Origin of the sequence: Leifsonia williamsii, from assembly GCF_030433685.1 — a bacterium.
Classification (GTDB): Bacteria; Actinomycetota; Actinomycetes; order Actinomycetales; family Microbacteriaceae; genus Leifsonia; species Leifsonia williamsii.
This window is the reverse complement of sequence record NZ_JAROCF010000001.1, coordinates 2,912,329-2,928,787: the sequence shown is the minus strand read 5'-3', so window position 1 is coordinate 2,928,787 and position 16,459 is coordinate 2,912,329. Positions and strand designations below refer to the sequence as shown.

Annotated in this window: 16 protein-coding genes and 4 tRNA genes; 13 read left to right on the top strand and 7 right to left on the bottom strand. The window is 71.2% G+C overall.

The window, feature by feature from the left end; translation table 11 throughout:
- The first annotated feature begins 8 nt into the window (after window positions 1-8).
- The 3 genes from P5G50_RS13830 (at window position 9) to P5G50_RS13820 (ending at window position 3,197) form a co-directional block, all read left to right on the top strand.
- On the top strand, window positions 9-1,283 hold the full coding sequence (locus P5G50_RS13830) for an ammonium transporter (RefSeq protein WP_301208273.1): 1,275 nt from the start codon (window positions 9-11) through the stop codon (window positions 1,281-1,283).
- Window positions 1,284-1,435: 152 nt separating this feature from the next.
- Window positions 1,436-2,752 carry an ammonium transporter gene (locus tag P5G50_RS13825; protein ID WP_301208274.1) on the top strand — a complete coding sequence of 439 codons (1,317 nt, stop codon included), beginning with the start codon at window positions 1,436-1,438 and terminating at the stop codon, window positions 2,750-2,752.
- 52 nt (window positions 2,753-2,804) lie between these two features.
- Window positions 2,805-3,197, top strand: a complete 393-nt coding sequence (locus P5G50_RS13820) for a type II toxin-antitoxin system PemK/MazF family toxin (RefSeq protein WP_301208275.1) — start codon at window positions 2,805-2,807, stop codon at window positions 3,195-3,197.
- Window positions 3,198-3,248: 51 nt separating this feature from the next.
- Here the strand turns inward: P5G50_RS13820 and P5G50_RS13815 are convergent, their stop codons facing one another.
- The 3 genes from P5G50_RS13815 to P5G50_RS13805 form a co-directional block, all read right to left on the bottom strand.
- Window positions 3,249-4,256, bottom strand: a complete 1,008-nt coding sequence (locus P5G50_RS13815) for a hypothetical protein (protein ID WP_301230615.1) — start codon at window positions 4,254-4,256, stop codon at window positions 3,249-3,251.
- Window positions 4,257-4,427: 171 nt separating this feature from the next.
- The gene (locus P5G50_RS13810) at window positions 4,428-5,645 is read right to left on the bottom strand and encodes a cobalamin-independent methionine synthase II family protein (RefSeq protein WP_301208277.1); all 1,218 of its coding nucleotides are present in this window, start codon (window positions 5,643-5,645) and stop codon (window positions 4,428-4,430) included.
- Between the two features lie 97 nt (window positions 5,646-5,742).
- Window positions 5,743-5,818, bottom strand: a tRNA-Val gene (locus tag P5G50_RS13805).
- A 188-nt stretch (window positions 5,819-6,006) separates the two neighbouring features.
- Here P5G50_RS13805 and P5G50_RS13800 point away from each other — a divergent pair.
- The 5 genes from P5G50_RS13800 (at window position 6,007) to P5G50_RS13780 (ending at window position 8,038) form a co-directional block, all read left to right on the top strand.
- Window positions 6,007-6,079 (top strand) — tRNA-Gly (locus tag P5G50_RS13800).
- A gap of 69 nt (window positions 6,080-6,148) precedes the next feature.
- Window positions 6,149-6,219: transfer RNA gene (locus P5G50_RS13795), tRNA-Cys, on the top strand.
- 21 nt (window positions 6,220-6,240) lie between these two features.
- A tRNA-Val gene (locus P5G50_RS13790) sits at window positions 6,241-6,315 on the top strand.
- 163 nt (window positions 6,316-6,478) lie between these two features.
- Window positions 6,479-7,126 (top strand): MEDS domain-containing protein, encoded by a 648-nt coding sequence (locus P5G50_RS13785; protein ID WP_301208278.1) that lies wholly within the window; start codon window positions 6,479-6,481, stop codon window positions 7,124-7,126.
- 3 nt (window positions 7,127-7,129) lie between these two features.
- The gene (locus tag P5G50_RS13780; protein WP_301208279.1) at window positions 7,130-8,038 is read left to right on the top strand and encodes a helix-turn-helix transcriptional regulator; all 909 of its coding nucleotides are present in this window, start codon (window positions 7,130-7,132) and stop codon (window positions 8,036-8,038) included.
- A 10-nt stretch (window positions 8,039-8,048) separates the two neighbouring features.
- On the opposite strand, the gene P5G50_RS13775 is transcribed toward P5G50_RS13780, so the two are convergent.
- The 4 genes from P5G50_RS13775 to P5G50_RS13760 form a co-directional block, all read right to left on the bottom strand.
- Complete coding sequence (locus tag P5G50_RS13775; RefSeq protein WP_301208280.1) at window positions 8,049-9,086, bottom strand: redoxin domain-containing protein; 1,038 nt, start codon at window positions 9,084-9,086, stop codon at window positions 8,049-8,051.
- A complete protein-coding gene (locus P5G50_RS13770; RefSeq protein WP_301208281.1) occupies window positions 9,076-10,062 on the bottom strand; it encodes an alpha/beta fold hydrolase in 987 nt (328 codons plus the stop codon). The genes P5G50_RS13775 and P5G50_RS13770 overlap by 11 nt, the downstream gene beginning before the upstream one ends.
- The gene (locus P5G50_RS13765) at window positions 10,059-11,258 is read right to left on the bottom strand and encodes an epoxide hydrolase family protein (RefSeq protein ID WP_301208282.1); all 1,200 of its coding nucleotides are present in this window, start codon (window positions 11,256-11,258) and stop codon (window positions 10,059-10,061) included. Before P5G50_RS13765 ends, P5G50_RS13770 begins: the two co-directional genes overlap by 4 nt.
- A gap of 137 nt (window positions 11,259-11,395) precedes the next feature.
- Window positions 11,396-12,244, bottom strand: coding sequence for an IclR family transcriptional regulator (locus P5G50_RS13760; RefSeq protein ID WP_301208283.1), 849 nt, complete (start codon window positions 12,242-12,244; stop codon window positions 11,396-11,398).
- Between the two features lie 119 nt (window positions 12,245-12,363).
- Here P5G50_RS13760 and P5G50_RS13755 point away from each other — a divergent pair, with 119 nt between their 5' ends.
- The 5 genes from P5G50_RS13755 to fae all read left to right on the top strand — a co-directional run bounded on the left by P5G50_RS13755 (window position 12,364) and on the right by fae (window position 16,426).
- On the top strand, window positions 12,364-13,032 hold the full coding sequence (locus P5G50_RS13755) for an ABC transporter permease (RefSeq protein ID WP_301208284.1): 669 nt from the start codon (window positions 12,364-12,366) through the stop codon (window positions 13,030-13,032).
- Window positions 13,025-14,113, top strand: coding sequence for an ABC transporter ATP-binding protein (locus tag P5G50_RS13750; protein WP_435870888.1), 1,089 nt, complete (start codon window positions 13,025-13,027; stop codon window positions 14,111-14,113). Before P5G50_RS13755 ends, P5G50_RS13750 begins: the two co-directional genes overlap by 8 nt.
- Window positions 14,110-14,883, top strand: coding sequence for an ABC transporter permease (locus P5G50_RS13745; RefSeq protein ID WP_301208285.1), 774 nt, complete (start codon window positions 14,110-14,112; stop codon window positions 14,881-14,883). Before P5G50_RS13750 ends, P5G50_RS13745 begins: the two co-directional genes overlap by 4 nt.
- An 83-nt stretch (window positions 14,884-14,966) precedes the next feature.
- On the top strand, window positions 14,967-15,905 hold the full coding sequence (locus tag P5G50_RS13740) for a glycine betaine ABC transporter substrate-binding protein (protein WP_301208286.1): 939 nt from the start codon (window positions 14,967-14,969) through the stop codon (window positions 15,903-15,905).
- Window positions 15,905-16,426, top strand: coding sequence for a formaldehyde-activating enzyme (gene fae, locus P5G50_RS13735; protein ID WP_301208287.1), 522 nt, complete (start codon window positions 15,905-15,907; stop codon window positions 16,424-16,426). The genes P5G50_RS13740 and fae overlap by 1 nt, the downstream gene beginning before the upstream one ends.
- Window positions 16,427-16,459 lie beyond the last annotated feature (33 nt).

The window sequence follows — 16,459 nt, the reverse complement described above, 5'->3', positions numbered from 1 at the left end:
AGATTCGCATGGTGCTCCACACAGCAGCGGACTACGCAGAGGCAGGGACCGTCAACTCCCTGTGGCTGCTGGTCGCCGCAGCCCTCGTCCTGCTGATGACCCCCGGCGTCGCGTTCTTCTACGGCGGCATGGTCAGGGCCAAGAGCGTCATCAGCATGATGATGATGAGCTTCGGCGCGATGGCGCTCGTCGGCGTCCTCTGGGTCGTCTACGGCTACGGCCTCGCCTTCGGCACCCCGGTCATCCCGGGCGTGCTCGGCGCTCCCGACTGGTTCCTGTCGAGCCTGATGGGCAAGGACGGAATCACGCCGGACCTGGGCGGCCTCGCCTTCGCCGGCTTCCAGGCGACCTTCGCCATCATCACCGTGGCGCTGATCTCCGGAGCCATCGCCGACCGCGCCAAGTTCGGCGCGTGGATGATCTTCGCCGGCGTCTGGGTCACCGTCGTCTACTTCCCGGTCGCGTTCTGGGTGTTCAACCTCTCCGAGGGCTGGATCGCCGCCGGCCTGCACGTCAACGACTTCGCGGGCGGCACCGCGGTGCACATCAACGCCGGTGCGGCCGGGCTCGCCCTCGCGCTCGTCCTCGGCAAGCGCGTCGGCTTCCAGAAGGGCATGAACAAGCCGCACAACGTGCCGCTCACCCTGCTCGGCGCCGCGCTCCTGTGGTTCGGCTGGTTCGGCTTCAACGCCGGCTCGGAGGCCGCGGTCGACGGCGTGGCCGCCCTCGCCTGGGTCAACACCCTGGCAGCTCCGGCCGCCGCCATCATCGGCTGGCTGATCGTCGAGAAGCTGAAGGACGGCAAGGCCACCTCCATCGGTGCGGCCTCGGGCGCCGTCGCGGGTCTGGTCGCGATCACCCCGGCCTGTAACATCCTCACCCCGGGCTGGGCCATCCTGCTCGGCGTGGTCGCCGGCGCCGTCTGCGCCCTCGCGATCGACCTCAAGTTCAAGCTCGGCTTCGACGACTCGCTCGACGTGGTCGGCATCCACCTCGTCGGCGGCATCATCGGAACGCTGTGGATCGGCGTCTTCGGCTTCACCCACATCGACGGCGACGCCGAGAAGCCGTTCTCGAGCCTGCTCTACGGCGGCAGCTTCGCCCAGCTGGGCGTGCAGTTCGTCGGCGCCTTCGCGGTGCTGATCTACTCCTTCGTCCTGGCATACGCGATCGGCTGGGTCATCCAGAAGACGATCGGCTTCCGCGTCAAGAACGAGGACGAGCTGGCCGGCGTCGACACCGTCGTGCACGGCGAAGAGGGCTACTCGCTCGAGACGGTCTGACGGCCGCAGCACAGCACACAGCGCATCGCGAACGGGGTGCCGCCTTCGGGCGGCGCCCCGTTCCGCGTCTCCGGGCCCGGCGCTCCGCCGTCCCGTAATCTAATGCATGCATTCCGGCGCGCCCGGAGCGGAGGTCCAGAGAGGGAGCGGGGATGGCGAACGCCACGAGCGAGCAGCTGGACGCCCTGCTGCTGTTCGTGTGCGGCGCGCTGACCCTCCTCGTCCCGCCCGGCCTCGCGTTCCTGATCGGCGGGCTCGGCGGGGGAGCACGTGTCGCCAGAGCCGCCCGGTTCGCGCTCCTCGGCGTCGCCGTCGTCGTCCTGCTGGCGGTCGCAGGAGGCTACGGGATGCTCGCCGGCGCGCCGCTGGTCCCCGGCGTCGTCGGCCGCCCCGACCCGGGCCTCGCCGACATCACCGGCATGTACGGCCTCGCACGCGCCGGCTCCCTGATCGCCGTGTGCGGCGTCGGCGTCGCCGTGGTCGGCGTCGCGCTGGCGTCGCGGATCACGACGCGCGCGTGGATCGTGTTCTGCGTGCTCTGGAGCGTCCTGGTGCTCTTCCCGGTCGGCTACGCCGTCTTCGCTCTCGACGACGGCTGGGCGGTGGCCGGGCTCGGCGTGGTCGACTTCGGCGGCATCCTCCCGATCGGCGTCGCGGCGGGAGGAGGCGCTGCCGGTGTCGTGCTCGCCTGCGGCCGCCGGGAGCACCAGGTGGAGGGGCGGAGGAGCCTGCCGCTCGTCGCGATCGGCGGCGCGCTGCTCTGGCTCGGCTGGCTCGGCCTCGCGACCGGGTCGGAGGGCGCGCTCGACGACTTCACCGCCCTCATCGCGATGAACGCCTTCCTCGCGTCGGCGGGCGGCTGCCTGATGTGGCTGCTCGTCGACCGGGTGCTGCTGCGCCGGCCGACGGTCTCCAGCGGGCTGCTCGGCGCCTTCGCCGGCCTGGTCGCCGCGACACCGGCCTCCGGTGTGCTGACCCTCGGCTGGTCGCTGCTGCTGGGCGCGCTGGCAGCGCTCGCGTGCGCCACGATGGTCGACCTCGCCGCCCGCGCCCGGTTCGGCCCTGCCCTGACGCTGTGCGTCACGGTGTCGGTGGGCGGGCTCGTCGGCCTGCTCTACGTCGGCCTGTTCGCCAGCGGCGGCGGGATGGTCGAGAGCGGCAACTTCGACCTCTTCATCGGCCAGGGCATCGCCGGGCTCGTCGTGCTGCTGTACTCGGCTGCGGTGTCGGCGCTGATCGCGCTCGGCCTGCGGTTCACGATCGGGCTGACCAGGACGCGCGGGCGGGGTGGAGGCACGGGCGGCGTCGCCTCCCAGGGCGTCCGCCCGGGCGCGGTCGGCTATCCTTCGGGGCGTGATGAGCGCAGCCCGACCCTCGACAGCCCGGAGACTGCTGGGAGCCCTCGGCCGGCTGCTCCGGCCGGGCGCGACAGCGACCACGCCGCCCGCGACCCGCGCGCGCGACGCTGACCGGCGTCCGCCCGCGGCCGATGCGAGAGGTGCGGCCGGAGCCACCGCCACGGTGCAGGTCGACCCCCGGCGGTTGGGGCCGATCCGCACCTCCTACGTCCCCAGCACGGACGGCGACGCGGACCCGGGCGAGGTCGTGTGGACCTGGGTGCCGTTCGAGGAGGCGGACGGCCGCGGCAAGGACCGCCCGGTGCTCGTCGTCGCCGCCGAGCCGGCCGGAACGGTGCTCGCCATCGCGCTCACGAGCCAGGAGCACCCGGGCCGCCCGGAGTACGTGCCGGTCGGCTCCGGCGCCTGGGACGGCCGGGGCCGCCCGAGCTACGCCCGCGTCGACCGCGTGTACCGCGTGCACCAGCGCGGCATGCGCCGCGAGGGCGCCGCGCTCGCCCGGCGCCCCTACGACCGGGTGCGGGCCGAGCTGCGCGGGAGGTACGGCTGGAGCTGAGGCTCTGAACGGCCTCGCGGTGCCGTGGTGCAGCCCGCCAGAGGGCTCGTATCAGGAGCCGTCTGCGCTGGGACCGACGACGAAGTTCTGGTGACCATCGGTGCTCTCGGGCGCCGTCGAGATGGCACCCGTGCGGGATGTGATCGCACCCGGCTGGATGCGGACACCGGCGCCCTTGGGTCCGCAGAAGAGCGTGAACGTGGTGTCACCGACGACCGCATCCACACTGCTGGTCGGACCGAGTGTGTTCCGAGCACCGGCCCACGGAGGAGACGAGACGGGGTCGCCTGCCGCGGACGGGGCGCTGGTCTTGGCAGCTGCCGCTTCCCCGTTCGAGGACGCCGCGATCGCGCACTCGCCCGCGTGGAGAGCAACGGCGAACTCTGCGGCATCGCCGACCGCTGAAGCGACCACGTGCGATTGCAGGTCGCGCGGGAGCTTGGTCAGGAGTCCGTCGGAGATTCCCACCGTCGGCAGGGTGTCGACCGCTGGATCGCGGCTGAACGCGGCGTCGGACCCGTTCGGAGTGCACCCGGAGAGGAGCAGACCCGCGGTGATCGCCAGGATGACGGCGGTGGCAGGCAGCGAGAGGCGCGCGCCCGAGGCGGTCCGGAGGCCCGTCGTGTTGCACGACTGCTTCGTCGTCCAATCGAACTTCTTGACCGAGAACAGCTCGTCGGCGCGCAGGACCCGTGTCTGCCCGGACGGCACGCTGACGGAGTAGCCGGTCGCGGTCGTGAAGGTGGCCGTGACGTTGAAGCCGACATTCGCGCTCGCGACGGCGCCTGAGATGCCGGTGGCACCTGAGATCGAGTTGCCGACGGCCACCGATTTACTGAGTGTCAGCGTGCCAGGGCCCCTTCCGGCAACCGACCAATTGGGGCCGCTCGGCGACTGGATGGCAGTACCTGCCGAGCGCACATTCTTGATGGTGGTGACGACGGGACCGCACCCGACGCCGCCTTGCGTCCTCACGGCTGCGCTCGCCACGGTTCCGCCGCTGACAAAAAGCGCAAGGACAGTGCCGACGGTCGCCAGGATCGCAATGGGTCGCTGCATGGTGTTCCTTCTCGGCGTGCGGCTAGGGGCATCCCCTCCGGTCGACGTCCGACCGGCTCCCACAGCCTAGAAGGCGAGAAATGCGAAATGCAAAATAATACAAGCATACTCGGCCGCGCTGGCCGTTGCGGCTGCGTCATGCGTGCCGTGTACTACAGGACGACCGCATCCTCACTCAGCCGCCGCGACGCGCGCCGGGCGCCCCTCGGCCAGCGTCTCCAGCTTCGCCCAGGCGATGGAGGGGTGGATGCGGCCGCCCAGGCCGCAGTCCGTGGACGCCTGCACCCGCTCCGCGCCGACCAGGGACGCGAAGGTCAGGAGCCGGTCCGCAACGAGGTCGGGGTGCTCGACCACGTTCGTGGAGTGGCTGACCACGCCGGGGAGGATGACCTTGCCGTCGGGCAGCGTCACGTCCTCCCACACCCGCCACTCGTGCGCGTGCCGCACGTTGCCGGCCTCGAACGAGTACGCGCCGGCGTCGATCGCGAGCATCAGGTCGACGATGTGCCGGAACTCCAGGTCGGTGGTGTGCGGCCCGTGCCAGCTGCCCCAGCAGAGGTGGAAGCGGATGCGGTCCTGTGGCAGGCCGCGCAGCGCGTGGTTGAGAGCCTCCACCCGGATCCGCGTGAAGGCCTGGTAGTCCTCGACGCTCGGCTCGGGGTTGATCTGGTCCCAGTTCTCGGCGATCGAGGGGTCGTCGATCTGCAGCAGCAGGCCCGCGTCGATGATGGCGGTGTACTCGTCGCGCAGCACCTCCGCCCACGCCCAGATGTGCTCCTCCTCGGTCGCGTAGTACTCGTTGGCGATGCGGGCGCCGGAGCCGGGGGAGAGGGCGGTGATGAACCCGTCCTGGATGCCGGCGGCGTCGAGTGCGGCCCGGAGGTTGCGGGCGTCCGCGGCGATGAGCTCCTGCCCGCGATAGGTCAGCGGCCCGGTGGTCGTGGGGAAGACGGTCGCCTTCTCCCCGAGCGAGATGCCGGAGGCCGGGTCGGTGTACGCGTCGCGGAACCGCACCCAGTCCCGCCGGTCGGGGAAGGTGGTGAGCCGGATGCGCCCGGGCTCGCTGCGCACCGGCTGCTGGTTGTGGTGGTCCTTGCCGGTCAGCGAGAGCCCGCCGACCCGCTGGAACGAGTACGACCACCACGCCCCGTAATCGACGGCGCGCGACATGGCCTTGCCGTACTCGCCGTCGCCGGGAACGGTGATCCCGGTCTCCTGCTGGCGCCGCACCAGCGCCGCCACCTCTCCGGCGAGCAGCTCGTCGAAGGCGGCATCATGCTCGAGCGTGAACCCGTCGGCGGCGACCGGCCGCGCATCGTTCGCCGCGATCAGCTCGGGCGTGCGGGGGAGGGAGCCGGCGTGGGTGACGGGGACGGAGACGGTGGCCATGGGGTCAGGGTACCGGCGCATCCGGGTCGCGCTCTCCGATGTGACGCGAAACGACGAAGGCCGCGGCTCCTGTCGGGAGCCGCGGCCTCTGCGGAGATGGTGGGCGATACCAGACTCGAACTGATGACCTCTTCCGTGTGAAGGAAGCGCGCTACCAACTGCGCCAATCGCCCGCTTGCGAGATTCGATACTAGCCGACCGCGAGGGCCGAATGCACATCGGGGGTGCGGCCCGGCGTGGCGCAACCGTGCGTCCAGCGGCCGTTCAGGCGCGACACACCCGGATGTCACGCCCGGTTTTGTCATCGGCGCGGGGATCGGCTAAAGTCATTCAAGTGCCGCGGGAGACCGCGGAACGGAATGCGGATGTAGCGCAGTTGGTAGCGCATCACCTTGCCAAGGTGAGGGTCGCGAGTTCGAGTCTCGTCATCCGCTCGAGTCGGCCCGGTCGGTAACGATCCGGGCCTCTCGAATACGGTACGGTTCAGTCCGTGTTGTGGCTTCGGTGGATTGGCCGAGAGGCGAGGCAGCGGCCTGCAAAGCCGTATACACGGGTTCGAATCCCGTATCCACCTCGATCCTGATGATTCAGGTTCGGGCGATTGGCGCAGCGGTAGCGCGCTTCCCTGACACGGAAGAGGTCACTGGTTCGATCCCAGTATCGCCCACCACAGAGAACCGAACGAAGCAGACCCCCGGGAGACCGGGGGTTTCGTCGTTTCCGGCGGCGCTCAGCGCTGAGCCGGTCGACGACGCCGGTCGACCCAGCAGGTCGTTGTGTCCGCTCCCTCCGTTGGGTTAGCCTCGCCTCGCCTCGACCCGAGCGGAGACGACATGGCATCAGGCGGCCGGCGCGTGGGCGAGCGCGCGGACGAGCCCGTGACGCTTGCGGGGGGAGTGCTGGACCGGTACCGGCACGTGTGCGCGTTCGTCAACGGGCACGCGGAGGAGGAGGCCCTCCTCGACCCGTTCGTGCGGAGCGGCGTCGAGCACGGCGACCGGCTGCTGTACCTGGTCGATCCTGCGGAGTCCGCCGCCCCGGTGCGGCGGCTGCGTGAGCTCGGCTTCGACGCCGGGCGGCTGCTGGAGCGGCGGCTCGCCGAGGTGCGCACCTGGACCGACACCTATCTGCGCGGCGGCGCGTTCGACCCGGATGCGATGCTCCAGCTCCTCGACGGCGTCCTGACCGCGAGCGCCGGGCCGCGCATCCGCATGGTGGCCGACATGGGCTGGGCGGCAGGGCTGCCGAGCGTCGCCGACGACCTGATCGAGTTCGAGGCCCGCGCCAACTTCCTCCACGCTCGCCATCGGCACGTGGTGATCTGCGCGTACGACGTCGGCCAGTTCGACGGGGCGTTCGTGGTGGAGATCCTGCGCACCCACCCCATGGTCCTGATCGGCGGAGTGCTGCACGAGAACCCGTTCTTCGTCGCGCCGGACGAGCTCCTGCGCGAGCGCGACGGCTCCGCCGGGTGGGAGTGAGCCGTGACCGCCCAGCCGGACCCGCTCGACGTGTCGCAGCTCGACACCCGGCGCTGGCTCCGCGAACTGGGCGCTCTGATCGCGCTGCCGGCGCTGTGGCTGGACCACGAGCCCCGGGAGGTCGCGACGGGCCTGCTGAGCGTGCTCGTCGGGATGGTGCAGCTGCACGGCGCCTACGCGAGCTTCGGCGACGACGGAGCACCGCTGGAGGTGTGGCGGCCCTCCTCAGGGCCGGTCCCGCCGGAGTTCCGCGCGGCGCTCGCTGCGCACGCCGACGATGAGGTCGCGACCGGGCTGACGGTGCAGTCCGCGACCGGTGCCGCGGGTGAGCGGTTGCGCGTCGCCTCGGTGCCGGTGACGCTGCCGTGGGAGAGGGGGCTGGTGCTCGCCTCGGCGGAGCGCGGCGACTTCCCGACGGCGATGGAGACCCACCTGCTGCGAGTGGCGGTCGGCCAGGCCGCGATCGCCATCCATACGGGCAGACGGCTGGCGCAGGAGCACGCGGCCCGCGCGGCGGCGGAGGAACGGCTGCGGCTTCAGCGCGCGCTGCTCAGCAGCGTGCTCGGGGAGGTGGGGCCTCCGATCGAACGCGCCGCACAGCGGATCCGGGAGGCGGAGAGGCTGCTGCAGGAGCCTCCTGCCTCCGACGGCGCGTCGGGGCGGCCTGGTCCCGCGCCCACAACGGACATCGGGAACCGGCCCTCCCCTCCGCAGGCGCCCCTCCCGCTGACGCCGCGCGAGGTGCAGGTGCTCGGCATGCTCGCGCAGGGACTCAGCAACAAGGAGATCGCGGGCATCCTCTGGCTGAGCGACCGGACCGTCGAGCGTCACGTCACGAGCCTTTACCGCAAGATCGGCGTCGCCCGCCGCAGCGAGGCCACCGCCTTCGCCCTGCGCCATGGGATCGTCTAAGCAAGGACGCTCAACCGAACGTCACGCAGTACAGCTCCACGCCGTCCTCCTCGAACTCGACCTCGACCAGCCGGTCCGCGATCCGCCCGCGCTGCCGGACCAGCTGGTAGGTGTCCTGGCGGTCGAGCAGGCCGTGGCCTCCCTCGTCCACGTCGGTCCCGTGCGCGTCCCCGACGGGCTGGCCGTCGAGCAGCACCCGGAAGGGGACCGCGGTTCCGGGCACGGAAGGGCCCATCACCAGGTTCACGTCCCGCGCGTGGAACGCGTAAGCGAGACGGCCTCCTGCCTCGTGGAGCACTGCGGCCGTCCGGGTCTGCGTCCACTCGCCCGCCAGGTCCCACGCGTTCAGGGGCAGCTCGGGATGGACGCTGTAGCGGCGCGGGCGGTCGTACTGTGCGGCGTCTTCCGACGCGAACCCGTCGCTCTGCCCGTAGCCGAGGTAGGTCTCGGGGGAGCGGAGGGTGGACCAGTCCGCAGCGACCTCCAGCCCGTGCGCCTGCGGCTGGGCCAGGCCGAGGTCGACCTCCGCCGCGCCCGCCGCCATCAGCAGCTGTTGCACCGCCATCTCGGTCATCGCGTAGTCGCTTTCGCCGAAGTGGTGATAGCGGAGGCGCCCGGAGGCGTCGGCGAGGTAGACGGCCGGCCAGTAGTGGTTGGCGAAGTCGTTCCACACGCCGTAGTCGGCGTCCAGCGCGACCGGGTACTCGATGCCGAGCGCCCGTGTCCGCGCCTCCACATTCGCGACGTCGTGCTCGAAGCCGAACTCGGGGGTGTGCACTCCGACGATCGTCAGTCCGGCGTCGGCGTAGGCCGCGTGCCAGGCACGGAGGTAGGGGAGGGTGCGCAGCCAGTTCACGCAGGTGTAGGTCCAGAAGCCGACGAGCACGACGCGGCCGCGCAGTGACTCCGCGGTCAGCGGGCCGGAGTTCAGCCAGCCGGTCGCCCTGTCGAACGATCCGAGGCGGCCCTCGTCGGGGAGGGCGTCGGCGGCGTCCGCTCCGCGGTGCGCGACCGACCAGAACCGGCGCCGGAGCGCGTCAGCGGGCATGGGCGGCTCCCTCGCTCGTGCCGCGCCGTGCGCTGCCCGGCGCCATCCCGGTCGGTGCCATCCGGGTCGGTGCCATCCGGTCGGCGTCGATCACCGCGTCCGCGAACGCGCGCGGAGCCTCCTGAGGGAGGGCGTGGCCGATGCCGCCGGTCAGCTCGCGGTGCTCGTACGGGCCCGTGAACCGGTCGCGGTAGGCGGCCGGTTCGGGATGCGCTGCGCCGTTCGCGTCGCCCTCCATCGTGATCGTCGGCACCGCGATGACCGGCCGTTGGGCGAGGCGGCGTTCGACCTCCGCGAACCGCTGCTCGCCCTCCGCCAGTCCGAGGCGCCATCGGTAGTTGTGGATGACGATCGCGGCATGGTCGGGGTTGTCGAGCGCGGCGGCGCTCCGGGCGAAGGCGGCATCGTCGAACGCCCAGCGCGGCGACGCCGTCCGCCAGATCAACCGCGCGAAGTCGTCGCGGAAGGTCTCGTAGCCGCGGCGCCCGCGCTCGGTGGCGAAGTAGAACTGGTACCACCAGGCGAGCTCGGCCGCCGGCGGCAGCGGCGTGGCGTTGCTCTCCTGGCTGCTCAGCAGGTACCCGCTGACCGCGACCTGGGCGCGGCAGCGCTCGGGATGCAGCGCAGCGAGGACGTTGGCGGTGCGGGCGCCCCAGTCGAAGCCGGCCACGACCGCGCTCTGCACCCCGAGCGCGTCCAGCAGGTCGATCGCGTCGGCCGCCAGCGCCGCCGGCTCGCCGTTGCGCACGGCGTCCGAGCGCAGCAAGCGCGTGCTGCCGTACCCGCGCAGGTGCGGCACGATCACACGGAAGCCCGCCTCCACGAGCATCGGCGCGCACTCAGCGAAGGCATCGATCGCGTACGGCCAGCCGTGGAGCAGCAGCACCGCCGGGGCGTCCGACGGGCCGAGGTCGACGAGGCCGACGCTCAGCGCGCCGGCCTCGACCTGGACGACGGGCCCGAGCTCCGCGGTCACCGCAGCGTCCTGAAGGTGGCCCTGACCTCCTGCGCGAACAGCTCGGGCTGCTCCCACGCGGCGAAGTGGGTCCCGCGCTCGAGGCGGTTGAAATGGATCAGGTTCGGGTAGGCGCGCGTCGCCCAGCTGCGCGGCGCCGCGTAGATCTCGTCCGGGAACACGCTCACACCCGTCGGCAGGGGAACGCCCTTCGGCGCGAAGAACGCCAGCTTGCTCTCCCAGTACAGCCGCGCCGACGACACGGCCGTGTTCGTGAACCAGTAGAGGTCGATGTTGTCCAGGATGTCGTCACGAGTGAGCCCCTCCGACCCGCCCAGGAAGACCCGCGCGATCAGATCGTAGCTCGCGGCATCGTGGTCGAGCATCCACGCGGCGAGACCGACGGGGGAGTCGGCCAGCGCGTAGAGGGTCTGCGGCCGGTTGCCCATCTCCTGTGCGTAGCCGAGGCCGTGGGCGTAGAAGGTCGCGAGCTGGTCCCACGCACCACGCTCCTCCGCGTCGAGGTCGCCGGGAGGCGGCTCGTGGGCATCGAGGGCGGTCTGGATCTCGTCGGGCACGGTCGCCGGCATGTTGGTGTGGATGCCGACCAGCCCGGGAGGCTGCTGCAGCGCCAGCTGCTCGGTGACTGCGTTGCCCCAGTCGCCGCCCTGGGCGACATACCGGTCGTAGCCCAGCCGCGTCATCAGCTCGGCCCAGGCGCGGGCGATGCGGATCGGATCCCAGCCCGGCTTGTCCGGCTTGCCGGAGAACCCGTGGCCGGGGAGGGACGGGATGACGAGGTCGAACGCGTCGGCGGCGTCCGCCCCGTAGGCGGTCGGGTCGGTCAGCGGCCCCACGATCTTCAGCTGCTCGATGACCGACCCCGGCCAGCCGTGGGTGACGATCATCGGCAGCGCACCCTCGTGCTTCGACCGCACGTGGATGAAGTGGATGTCGAGGCCGTCGATCTCGGTGATGAACTGCGGCAGCGCGTTGAGCTGCGCCTCGACCCTCCGCCAGTCGTGCTGCTCCAGCCAGTAGGTCGCGAGCGCCTGCATCACCTCCAGCCGCACGCCCTGCGACGTGTCGTCGACGGTCTCCCGCTCGGGGAACCGGGTGTTGCGGATGCGGCGCTTGAGGTCGTCGATGTCTTCCTGCGGGATCTCGACGGTGTACGGGCGCACGGTCGTGTCCGGGCGCGGATCGGCGATGGTCATGGGGTCTCCTCCGGTGATGGTGTGCGACGTACGCCACCCTGCCGCTGGGGTCGGCTGCGCGGCATCAGGGAAACCCCTCACCTCCGGCGCGAGGACGGCGGGAAACCGGCGGAGGACGGCCTCACGGCGTCACCGCGTCACGGGGCCCCCAGCCGCCCGGAGAGCTCGGCCGCAGCCGCGGCGACATAGCGGCCGAGCGCCTCCAGCCGGTCGCCGATGCGCCCCTTGGGGGCGCTGACGTTGACAGCGGCGATGATCCGGCCCGTCAGGTCGCGGACGGGCGCGGAGGCGCCGACGACGCCGTGCTCCAGCTCCTCGTCGAGCAGGGCGTACCCCCTGGCGCGGATGCGCGCGAGCTCGGCCACAAGGCTCTCGAAGTCGGTGACCACCGCCTTGTCCTCGGGCGGGGCGCTCAGAACCGAGAAGCCGGAGGCGGCCATGATCGGGTCCGCCGGGCCGACGATCGGGAGATCCGTGCCGTGCTCCGCATACCAGCGCTCGAGGGAGGCCGTGTCCCAGTCGCTCAGCAGCACCCGGCCCGACGGGGTCCGCCAGGCCGCGGTCGTGACACCCTCCCATCCCGTGGTCCGGAACTCGTGCGGGCTCAGCTCGCTGAGGATGGTGAGCACGTTGCCGCCGCGCAGCACGCACAGGTGCGTGGTCTCGCGGGTCGACTGCGCGATCCGGCGCAGGTACGACCGCGCCTCCGCGACCAGGCGGCTCTCGGTCGTGCGCGCGGCCAGGGCGAACAGGCGCGGACCGAGCCGGTAGCTGAGGGTGGCGTCGTCGCGCTCCAGCAGGCCGGCGTCGGCCAGCGTTGCCAGGGTGCGCGAGACGACCGCCTTGTCGCGCCCGCTGAGCTGGGCGATGCGGAGCACGCCGAGGCCGTTGTTCTGCATGGCCTCCGAGCCTCCGAGCAGCTCGAGGAGCTCGATGTCGCGGGCGAGGCCCGAGGCGTTCCGGCGCGGTTCGGCGGTGGGGGACATGGCGTCACCCTAGGGCGCCTGTTGCCATATGCACAACCACTATTGGCGAAATGGCATCCCCCGGCTCTATGGTGAGCGGGTACCACCCGAAGCCCCTCAACGAAGAGAAGGGACGATGCATGAACGCCGGCTTCAGCTTCGCCTCGTTCGCCGAATTCCTCGGCGATCGCTGGAGCGACATCCTCGACCTCACCGCTCAGCACCTGGCCGTGGTCCTGATCTCCCTGATCGTCGCCATGGCGGTCGGGGTCGTCATCGGCGTCGCCGTCTGGAACCGACCCGTGTCCCGGGCGACCGCCCTCACGGCGGCCGGGATCGCCATCACCATCCCGTCGCTCGCGCTGCTGGCCCTGCTGTCGCCGCTGCTCGGTCTCGGCTGGGGGCCGACGATCGTGGCGCTGGTGTTCTACTCGCTCCTTCCGATCATCCGGAACACCGTCGTCGGGTTGCGGGAGGTGCCGGCCGAGGTCGTCGAGTCGGCGCGCGGGATGGGCATGGGCCGGGGCCGCATCATGATCACGACCCAGCTGCCCATTGCCTGGCCCGTCATCGTGACCGGCGTACGCGTCGCCGCCCAGCTGACCATCGGCATCGCCGCCATCGCCGCCTACGTCGCGGGGCCCGGGCTCGGTCAGTACATCTTCAAGGGGCTCTCGTCCATCGGCTCCAAGAACGCCATCAACTACGCCGTCGCCGGCACGGTCGCGATCATCGTGCTCGCTCTGCTCGTCGACGGCGCCTTCATCCTCATCTCCCGCCACACCACCTCGAGGGGTCTCCGTGCCTGAGTCGACCACCACCCCGGACGCCGCCGCCCTGACCAACACCGGCTTCCTGTCCGCCATCGCCCGCCAGTCCGCCGGCGTCGCCATCGAGCTCGACGGTGTCACCAAGAACTATGCCGGGCAGCCCGCTCCCGCCGTCGAGGACTTCTCGATGCGCGTGGAGCCGGGCGAGCTCGTCATGTTCGTCGGCCCGAGCGGCTGCGGCAAGACGACGACCATGAAGATGATTAACAGGCTGATCGAGCCCACCTCGGGAAGCATCCGGATCGACGGTAAGGACGTCCTCTCCCTCGACCCCAACCAGCTGCGCCGCCACGTGGGATACGTGATCCAGCAGATCGGCCTCTTCCCGCACCGCACCATCGCCGAGAACATCGCGACCGTGCCGCGGATGCTCGGCTGGTCGAAGGACCGCATCGCCGAGCGGGTGGACGAGCTGCTGCGCACCGTCCAGCTCGACCCCGGCACCTTCGCCCGCCGCTACCCGCGCCAGCTCTCCGGCGGCCAGCAGCAGCGGGCCGGCGTCGCCAGGGCGCTCGCGGCAGACCCGCCCGTGATGCTGATGGACGAGCCGTTCGGGGCGACCGACCCGATCACCCGCGAGCGGCTGCAGGCCGAGTTCCTGCGGCTGCAGGCGGAGATCGGCAAGACGATCATCTTCGTCACCCACGACTTCGACGAGGCCGTCCGCCTCGGCGACCGTATCGCCGTGCTCAGCGAGCGCAGCCGGATCGAGCAGTTCGACACGCCGGCCAACATCCTGGCGAACCCGGCCAACGACTACGTGGCCTCGTTCATCGGCCAGGGCGCGGCCATCAAGCGGCTGGCGCTGATCCCGGTCGGGGAGGCGCGGCTCGCGAACAGCATCGACGACCGCGCGCCGCAGATCGCCGTGACCGCGACGCTGCGCGACGCGCTGGATCTGATCGTCCTCACGGGGAGCCCGACGGTCACCGTCGTCGACACGGCGGGCGCTCCGCAGGGTGCGCTCGACCACGCGGCCATCTCGGCAGTGCTCGGCGGCCCGCTGGCGACGCGCGAGGCGCAGCCGACCAGGGTGAACCTCGGGGAGGAGCCGCGATGACCGCCGCACTCGACTGGAGTACCGGCCGGGTGTCGACCGGCCGCCGCGTCGGTGCCGCGGCCCGCCGGTTCGCCGCCCCCGTCGTCGTCGTGGTGCTGGTCGGCCTGGTGTTCCTCTGGATCTCGACCCTCACCCTCGACTCGATCGAGCAGCGGACCCTGAACCCCGAGTACATCTCGGCGCGCATCCGCGAGCACCTCGTCCTGACGGTCGTGGCGTCCGCACTCGTGGCCCTGCTCGCCATTCCGGCCGGGATCGCCGTGCATCGGGTGAAGGCGGGCTGGTTCCGCGCGATCGTGCTCGGCCTCGGCAACATCGGCCAGGCGACGCCGGCCGTCGGTGTGGTGATCCTGCTCGCGATCGTCTGGCAGACCGGGTTCCTCACGGCGCTGGTGGCGCTGGTCGCCTACTCCTTCCTCCCGGTGCTGCGGAACACGTTGATCGGGCTGGAGCAGGTGAGCGCCGACGCGAAGGAGGCGGCGCGCGGCATGGGCATGACGCCCGGCCAGGTGCTGCGCCGGATCGAACTGCCGCTCGCGTCGCCGACGATCCTCGCCGGCCTGCGCACCTCGCTGGTGTTCTGCGTCGGCGTCGCCACCGTCGCCACCTTCATCAACGCCGGCGGTCTCGGCGACATGATCGTGAACGGCCTGAAGCTCCAGCGCTTCCCCGTGCTGCTGGTCGGGGCGGTCCTCGTCGCCGCCATCGCCATCCTCATCGACTGGCTCGCCGGGCTGGTCGAAGACCTCGTACGTCCCCGCGGCCTCTGAGCCGCTTCCACCCGCCGCGCACGCAGAGCCGCGTCACGGCGTCATCACGCACACCCGCACCGCATTCACACTGAAGGAGAACCATGTTCACCAAGAGGCACCTCTCCGTCGCGGCGGTCGCCGCCGCAGCGGCCCTGCTCATGACCGGCTGCTCGGGAAGCAGCGCCGGATCGTCCGGGGCCAAGGGCGACGAGCTGAAGGGCCTGACCGGCCAGATCGGCTCGAAGGACTTCTCGGAGCAGTACATCCTGGCCTACATCACCACCGACCTGCTCAACGCCCACGGCGCCGACCTGGAGGCGAACACCAAGCTGGTCGGCTCGCAGAACGTCCGCCAGGCGCTCGAGAACAAGCAGTTCGTCGGCTACTGGGAGTACACCGGCACCGCCTGGATCACCTACCAGGGCAACACCGCCCCCATCACCGACCCGCAGGAGCAGTTCGACGCGGTCAAGAAGGCCGACGCCGACAAGGGCATCGCCTGGCTCGACCCCGCGCCGCTCAACAACACCTACGCCTTCGCGATCCGCTCCTCCGAGGGCAAGAAGCTCGGCGTGAAGACGCTGAGCGACGTCGCGAAGCTGAAGGCGAGCGACAAGACCTTCTGCATCGAGAGCGAGTTCTCGACCCGCGACGACGGCTGGCCGGGGCTCAAGAAGGCGTACGGACTCGACGTGCCCGACTCCAACGTCAAGATGCTCGACACCGGCATCATCTACACCGCGACCCAGAAGGGCAGCGACTGCAACTTCGGCGAGGTGTTCGCGACCGACGGCCGGATCAAGGCGCTCGACCTCACCGTCATGGACGACGACAAGAAGTTCTTCCCCGTGTATCAGGGCGCGTTCTCCATGCAGGAGTCGATCCTGAAGAAGTACCCGGCGATCGCCGACATCCTGGCGAAGGTCTCCTCCAAGCTGACCACCGAGAAGATGCAGGAGCTGAACGCCAAGGTCGACGTCGACGGCGACGAGCCGGCCGACGTCGCCGAGGAGTTCCTCAAGGACGAGGGCCTGATCTGATGACGGACGCGCGAGAGGGCGTGCTGCGCATCGGCGAGAGCTTCGTCGGGGACGGCGTCAACGCCGCCCACATCAACACCGTCGCCGGCCCGCGCACCGGGCCGGCGGGGGTGGCGTGGGCCTCGGCCCTCGCCTCCCCGAGCGCCGGACACGTGCCCTTCGTGGCGGTGCTCGCGCCGTCGCTGCCGGTGAAGCCGCTCACCCTGTTCGTCACGAAGTCCGCCCCCGCCGGCGACGAGCACGGCACCCTCATCTGGGGCCCGGCGCAGGCCGGGGTCGCGGCGGGCGTGGCCGACGCGGTCGCCGAGGGCGTCATCCCCCGGGAGGCGGCCGACACCGACGTCATCGTCGCGGCCGTCTGGGTGAACCCCGGCGCCGACGACGCCGACGCCGTGTACCGCAACAACCGCGAGGCCACGGCGACCGCGCTGCGCAACGGCGTCGCCGGACTCCCCGCCCTCGACGACGTGCTGGCCGCGCGCCACCGCCCGGCCAACCCCTTCTACACCGCCCCCGCCTGAACCGCCGGCGACGACGGCACGCGGCCTCCTGAG

Excerpts from the sequence above, each read along its gene's own strand:
- P5G50_RS13755 (WP_301208284.1), top strand. The coding sequence starts at position 12,364 with ATGAACGCCGGCTTCAGCTTCGCCTCGTTCGCCGAATTCCTCGGCGAT.
- P5G50_RS13775 (WP_301208280.1), bottom strand. The coding sequence starts at position 9,086 with ATGCCCGCTGACGCGCTCCGGCGCCGGTTCTGGTCGGTCGCGCACCGC.
- P5G50_RS13830 (WP_301208273.1), top strand. The coding sequence starts at position 9 with ATGGTGCTCCACACAGCAGCGGACTACGCAGAGGCAGGGACCGTCAAC.
- P5G50_RS13785 (WP_301208278.1), top strand. The coding sequence starts at position 6,479 with ATGGCATCAGGCGGCCGGCGCGTGGGCGAGCGCGCGGACGAGCCCGTG.
- P5G50_RS13745 (WP_301208285.1), top strand. The coding sequence starts at position 14,110 with ATGACCGCCGCACTCGACTGGAGTACCGGCCGGGTGTCGACCGGCCGC.
- P5G50_RS13825 (WP_301208274.1), top strand. The coding sequence starts at position 1,436 with ATGGCGAACGCCACGAGCGAGCAGCTGGACGCCCTGCTGCTGTTCGTG.
- P5G50_RS13740 (WP_301208286.1), top strand. The coding sequence starts at position 14,967 with ATGTTCACCAAGAGGCACCTCTCCGTCGCGGCGGTCGCCGCCGCAGCG.
- P5G50_RS13810 (WP_301208277.1), bottom strand. The coding sequence starts at position 5,645 with ATGGCCACCGTCTCCGTCCCCGTCACCCACGCCGGCTCCCTCCCCCGC.
- P5G50_RS13760 (WP_301208283.1), bottom strand. The coding sequence starts at position 12,244 with ATGTCCCCCACCGCCGAACCGCGCCGGAACGCCTCGGGCCTCGCCCGC.
- fae (WP_301208287.1), top strand. The coding sequence starts at position 15,905 with ATGACGGACGCGCGAGAGGGCGTGCTGCGCATCGGCGAGAGCTTCGTC.
- P5G50_RS13815 (WP_301230615.1), bottom strand. The coding sequence starts at position 4,256 with ATGCAGCGACCCATTGCGATCCTGGCGACCGTCGGCACTGTCCTTGCG.
- P5G50_RS13765 (WP_301208282.1), bottom strand. The coding sequence starts at position 11,258 with ATGACCATCGCCGATCCGCGCCCGGACACGACCGTGCGCCCGTACACC.